The sequence below is a fragment of the Azospirillum sp. B506 genome (assembly GCF_000333595.1).
Classification (GTDB): domain Bacteria; phylum Pseudomonadota; class Alphaproteobacteria; order Azospirillales; family Azospirillaceae; genus Azospirillum.
The window spans coordinates 1-1,955 of sequence record NZ_BADK01000549.1; the positions used below are offsets into that span (position 1 = coordinate 1).

Genomic DNA, 1,955 nt, shown 5'->3' on the forward strand with positions numbered 1-1,955 from the left:
GGCCGGGTCCAATCACTGAGCGCCGGCGATGTCGCCCTGCTGAAGGGCGAGGGCTGGCCCGGCAACCGCGGGCGCGGACTCGTCCATCGCTCGCCGCCCGCCGCCCCGTCAGGTGCCCCCCGTCTGCTGCTGTGCCTGGACCATGATGAACACTGACCGCGTCCGCTCGCCCCTGGCCGCCTCGGCGGCGAGCCGAATCGCCGTGGCGATCCTGCTGTGTGCCCTGCTCTGGCTGACGGTCGGCTGGGCCTTGGAATGGGGAGGCCCGGCATGACCCTGCCCTTCTCGGACGCGATTGCGGCTCCGCTCGTCCGGCTCACCGACCTGACGCTTGGATACCGCCGGCATCCGGCAGTCCATCATCTGAGCGGGGGCTTCCGGGACGGCTCGCTGACCGCGGTGGTCGGCCCGAATGGCGCCGGCAAGAGCACGCTGCTGAAGGCGATGGTCGGCGCGCTGCGTCCGCTCGACGGACGGGTGACCCTGCACGGCCTGACCGCTGCCGACATCGCCTATCTGCCGCAGCAGGCCGAGGTCGAACGCGACTTCCCCATCGACGTGCTCGACACCGTGCTGCTCGGGCACTGGCGGCGCGTCGGGATCTTCCGCTCCATCGGCAGGGCGCTGCGGCGCCAGGCGGAGGAGGCGCTGGCGGTGGTCGGGCTGACCGGTTTCGAACGGCGGCCGATTGCCGCCCTGTCGGCCGGGCAGTTCCAGCGCGTGCTGTTCGCCCGCATGCTGCTGCAGGATGCCCGCCTGATCCTGCTCGACGAGCCCTTCACCGCCATCGATGCCCGGACGACCGCCGACCTGCTCGACGTCGTGCGGCGCTGGCATGGCGAGCGGCGCACCGTGGTCGCCGTCCTGCACGATCTGGAGCAGGTCCGCAGCCATTTTCCCGACACGCTTCTGCTGGCGCGCGAGCCGATTGCCTGGGGCCGCACCGCCGATGTGCTCAGTCCCGCCAACCTCGTCCGCGCCCGTGCGATGGCGGAGGGCTGGGACGACAAGGCCGCGCTCTGCCGGAGACCTGCGCCATGACCCTCTATGATTTCGCCGTCGGACCCTTTCTGGAGTTCGCCTTCATGCGCCGGGCGCTCGCCGCCTGCCTTGCTTTGTCGCTGGGCTGCGGTCCTGTCGGCGTCCTGCTGGTGCTGCGGCGGATGAGCCTGATGGGCGACGCCATGTCCCATGCCGTGCTGCCCGGCGCCGCCATCGGCTTTCTCGCCGCCGGCCTGTCCTTGTGGACGATGGGGATCGGCGGCTTTCTCGCCGGGTTGGCGGTGGCGCTGCTCGCCGGGCTGGTGTCGCGGGTCACGGCGCTGCGCGAGGATGCCAGCTTCGCCGCCTTCTACCTGATCTCGCTGGCCGGCGGGGTGCTGATCGTCTCGCTGCGCGGCAGCAACATCGATCTGATGCATGTGCTGTTCGGCACCATCCTGGCGGTGGACGATGCCGGCCTGCTGCTGGTCGCCGGCATCGCCACCGTCACGCTGCTGGTTCTGGCGCTGCTCTACCGGCCGCTGGTGGTGGAATGCTTCGATCCTGGATTCCTGCGGGCGGTCGGCGGATCGGGCGGCCGGCTCGGCGCATTGTGCCATCTCGTCTTCCTGGTGCTGGTCGTCCTCAACCTCGTCGGCGGCTTCCAGGCGCTGGGCACGTTGATGGCGGTGGGGCTGATGATGCTGCCGGCAGCATCGGCCCGCTTCTGGGCGGAAGGGATCGCCACGCTGGCGCTGACCGCGATGGCGCTCGCCTTCGCGTCGGGCATCGGCGGGCTGCTGCTGTCCTTCCACCTCAACCTGCCGTCCGGGCCGTCCATCGTGCTGGTGGCCGGGGCCGGCTATCTGCTGTCGCTGGCGCTGGGGCCGGTCGGCAGCCTGCGGACGCGCTGGTTTCCCGGCCGCCATCTGGCGGCCTGAGTCCCTCTTCCCCGCATTCCATTGTCCCCAAGG

At 70.8% G+C, this 1,955-nt stretch carries 4 protein-coding genes; all 4 read left to right on the forward strand.

Annotation, left to right across the window (positions count from 1 at the left end):
• Positions 1 to 15: 15 nt before the first annotated feature.
• From I71_RS36025 to I71_RS16280, 4 genes are read left to right on the forward strand one after another with little or no spacing between them, the layout of a single operon-like run.
• Positions 16 to 156: a DUF1826 domain-containing protein gene (locus I71_RS36025; protein ID WP_280109885.1), complete on the forward strand. Its 141-nt coding sequence runs from the start codon at positions 16 to 18 to the stop codon at positions 154 to 156.
• The gene (locus tag I71_RS40600) at positions 146 to 274 is read left to right on the forward strand and encodes a hypothetical protein (RefSeq protein ID WP_280109884.1); all 129 of its coding nucleotides are present in this window, start codon (positions 146 to 148) and stop codon (positions 272 to 274) included. Before I71_RS36025 ends, I71_RS40600 begins: the two co-directional genes overlap by 11 nt.
• The gene (locus tag I71_RS16275; RefSeq protein ID WP_042695895.1) at positions 271 to 1,041 is read left to right on the forward strand and encodes a metal ABC transporter ATP-binding protein; all 771 of its coding nucleotides are present in this window, start codon (positions 271 to 273) and stop codon (positions 1,039 to 1,041) included. Before I71_RS40600 ends, I71_RS16275 begins: the two co-directional genes overlap by 4 nt.
• Positions 1,038 to 1,922, forward strand: coding sequence for a metal ABC transporter permease (locus I71_RS16280; protein WP_042695896.1), 885 nt, complete (start codon positions 1,038 to 1,040; stop codon positions 1,920 to 1,922). Before I71_RS16275 ends, I71_RS16280 begins: the two co-directional genes overlap by 4 nt.
• Positions 1,923 to 1,955: the final 33 nt, after the last annotated feature.